The organism is Helicobacter ailurogastricus (genome assembly GCF_001282945.1).
GTDB classification, from domain to species: domain Bacteria; phylum Campylobacterota; class Campylobacteria; order Campylobacterales; family Helicobacteraceae; genus Helicobacter; species Helicobacter ailurogastricus.
In genome coordinates, this window is sequence record NZ_CDMG01000002.1 from 88,971 (window position 1) to 92,558 (window position 3,588).

The following is a 3,588-nucleotide window of genomic DNA, read 5'->3' on the forward strand; positions in this document are numbered from 1 at the left end:
AATTGAGAAATTGAGAAATTGTAGCCTAAAAAACTAAAAAAGACTTTAAAACAATTCCCCGCATCACCCTACTTTTCCACACTTGCAAAGCGCAGTATCATCGGCGTAAGAGAGCTTGACTTCCAGGTTCGGGATGGAGCTGGGTATTTCCTCTCTTCTAGGGACACGGGAAAAGCAAAGCTTTTTCAGCAAAGCTTTTTAAGACTTGCGGTTCTCTTAAAGTTTTAAGAGAACCTCGGGTTAAGCCCTTTGCCTAAAGGCTTAGATTCGACCATTCTAGGGTTGCAAACCTAGAAGAATCAGGGATGGCTCAGGCTAAAACCAAGACACCTCTAAAATAAAAACACCATTCTAGCATTTTTATTTAAAAAAGCAAACTTAAAAAGCAACGCTTTTCATCAATAGTCTATGTTGGTCTTTCTACAAGCCTTCATTACACTCAATAAGGCAGTGGAGCTCTTAAGCAAGCAAACAAGCCAAACGCTCTATTAGTAGTGGTTAGCTAAATGCATTACTGCACTTACACACCCACCCTATCAAACATGTAGTCTTCATGCGAGCTTCAGGGAAAGCTTATCTTGGAGTTGGCTTCGAGCTTAGATGCTTTCAGCTCTTATCACAACCATGCGTAGCTACCCAGCGGTGCTCTTGGCAGAACAACTGGTGCACCAGTGGCATGTCCATCTCGGTCCTCTCGTACTAGAGACAGCTCTCCTCAGCTTTCCTACGCCCACAGCAGATAGGGACCGAACTGTCTCACGACGTTCTGAACCCAGCTCGCGTACCGCTTTAAATGGCGAACAGCCATACCCTTGGGACCTGCTCCAGCCCCAGGATGCGATGAGCCGACATCGAGGTGCCAAACCTCCCCGTCGATGTGAGCTCTTGGGGGAGATCAGCCTGTTATCCCCGGGGTACCTTTTATCCTTTGAGCGATGGCTCTTCCACACGAGAACCACCGGATCACTATGACCGACTTTCGTCTCTGCTTGAGTTGTCTCTCTTGCAGTTAAGCTAGCTTGTGCCATTACACTCAGCTGGCGATTTCCAACCGCCATGAGCTAACCTTTGTAAGCCTCCGTTACTTTTTAGGAGGCGACCGCCCCAGTCAAACTACCCACCAAGCATTGTCCTGCCTAAGGATGACTTAGGCCAGTTAGCTAACAAAAACGCCAAGGGTGGTATCTCAAGGATGGCTCCATAAGAGCCAAAGCCCTTACTTCAAAGCCTCCCACCTATCCTGCGCATGGCATTCCCATTAGCAGTGCTAAGCTATAGTAAAGGTCCACGGGGTCTTTCCGTCTTGCTGCGGGTAGGAGGAATTTTCACCTCCACTACAATTTCACTGGATCTCTCTTTGAGACAGCTCCCATCTCGTTACGCCATTCATGCAGGTCGGTATTTAACCGACAAGGAATTTCGCTACCTTAGGACCGTTATAGTTACGGCCGCCGTTTACTCGGGCTTCAATTCAAAGCTTCGCCCTTGCGGGCTAACCCATCCTCTTAACCTTCGAGCACCGGGCAGGCGTCACACCTTATACTTCCTCTTACGAGTTGGCAAAGTGCTGTGTTTTTGGTAAACAGTCGGGAGGGACTCTTTGCTGAGACCACATTGCTGTGGCACACCTTATCGCGAACTTACGGTGCTAGTTTGCAGAGTTCCTTAAAGAGAGTTCTTCCACGCGCCTTAGAATACTCATCTCATCTACCTGTGTCGGTTTGCGGTACGGACAATTAGGGCTAAACTTAGAGACTTTTCTTGGCATCTTAGTATCAGTGATTCTCTTATTGTTCCGAAGAACTCCAAGAGCCTGTTTGGGTTTTGAATACAGGAGCGGATTTGCCTCTCTCCCAATCTATAGCCCTTAGACCAACACTTCCATCCGTTGGCTCACCTAACTTTATGCGTCCTCCCATCGCACACCCTAATTGGTATAGGAATATTAACCTATTTCCCATCGCCTACCCCTTTCGGACTTGGCTTAGGACCCGACTAACCCTACGATGACGAACATCGCGTAGGAAACCTTAGATTTACGGCGGATACGATTCTTACGTATCTTATCGCTACTCATTCCTGCATGCTCACTTCTGTGCGCTCCAGCACTCCTTACCGGTATGCCTTCAGTGCTGCACAGAACGCTCTTCTACCACTGCTCTAAAAGAGCAATCTACAACTTCGGTGTCTATCTTAGCCCCGTTATATTTTCAGCGCATGATCACTAGACCAGTGAGCTGTTACGCTTTCTTTAAAGGATGGCTGCTTCTAAGCCAACCTCCTGGTTGTTTGAGTAACCACACATCTTTTTCCACTTAGAATAGAACTTTGGGACCTTAGTTGGTAGTCTGGGTTGTTTCCCTCTTGACGATTGATTTTATCACCCACCGCCTGACTCCCAAGATACAACAAAAGGTATTCGCAGTTTGACAGGGTTTGGTACTGCGGCGAGCAGCCCTAGCCCAATCAGAGCTCTACCCCCTCTTGTCATGACTTGAGGCTATACCTAAATATATTTCGAAGAGAACCAGCTATCACCAAGTTTGTTTGGCCTTTCACCCCTATCCACAGCTCATCCCAGCCCGTTTCAATGGGCACGGGTTCAGTCCTCCACAAGCTGTTACACTCGTTTCAACTTGGCCATGGATAGATCACTTGGCTTCGGGTCTGCAGCGTCTGACTAAAGCGCCCTATTCAGACTCGCTTTCGCTACGGCTCGTTTTCACTTAACCTTGCCAGACACCACAACTCGCAGGATCATTATGCAAAAGGCAGTCCATCACCCTGATAAATCATAGGGCTCTGAATGATTGTAAGTAGATGGTTTCAGGTTCTATTTCACTCCGTTACCCACGGTTCTTTTCACCTTTCCCTCACGGTACTTGTGCGCTATCGGTGTAGTAGTAGTATTTAGGGTTGGAGAGTGGTCTCCCCGGCTTCAGCCCGGATTTCACGTGTCCTGGCCTACTCTGGATCCGGCTATCTAGGGTTTGTCTTTCGCATACAGGGCTATCACCTTCTATGGCTTGTCTTTCCAAACAACTTTGCTAGAAAAACCCCTTGAATGTTGCCGTCCTCAACCCCGCATGCAAGCACGCGGTTTGCCCTTTTCCCCTTTCGCTCGCCACTACTGAGGGAATCTCGTTGATTTCTTTTCCTCTAGCTACTGAGATGTTTCACTTCGCTAGGTTCGCTCTCTATAAATAGAGTAATCCACATTGCTGTGGATTGGGTTGCCCCATTCGGAGATCTACGGATCAATGCTTCTTGACAGCTCCCCGTAGCTTATCGCAGTCTAGTGCGTCCTTCATCGCCTCTACTACCCAAGGCATCCACCATCCACTCTTAATATCTTGTTTGCCACTCTAGCATATCCGCTAGAGCGTTGCATAAGAGCCACACCGCCTTATTGAGTATAATTCTTTTGGCTTTGTAGTTTTTACCTTTACATAGGCTATTGACAATAAAAAGTCAAATAACACGCTTTTAAGTGAGCCTTTTTAGAAAAAAGTCTTTTCACCTTTTCAATGTAAGCTTTCTTAGAAGCAAAACGCAATACTAGCGGTTTTGAGCTTAAGGGGAGCTGAA

The 3,588-nt window shown here is 47.2% G+C and carries 2 rRNA genes; both read right to left on the reverse strand.

The window, feature by feature from the left end:
- Positions 1–55 precede the first annotated feature (55 nt).
- Positions 56–171: ribosomal RNA gene (gene rrf / locus HAL07_RS00480) — 5S ribosomal RNA — on the reverse strand.
- 296 nt (positions 172–467) lie between these two features.
- Positions 468–3,359: ribosomal RNA gene (locus HAL07_RS00485) — 23S ribosomal RNA — on the reverse strand.
- Positions 3,360–3,588: the final 229 nt, after the last annotated feature.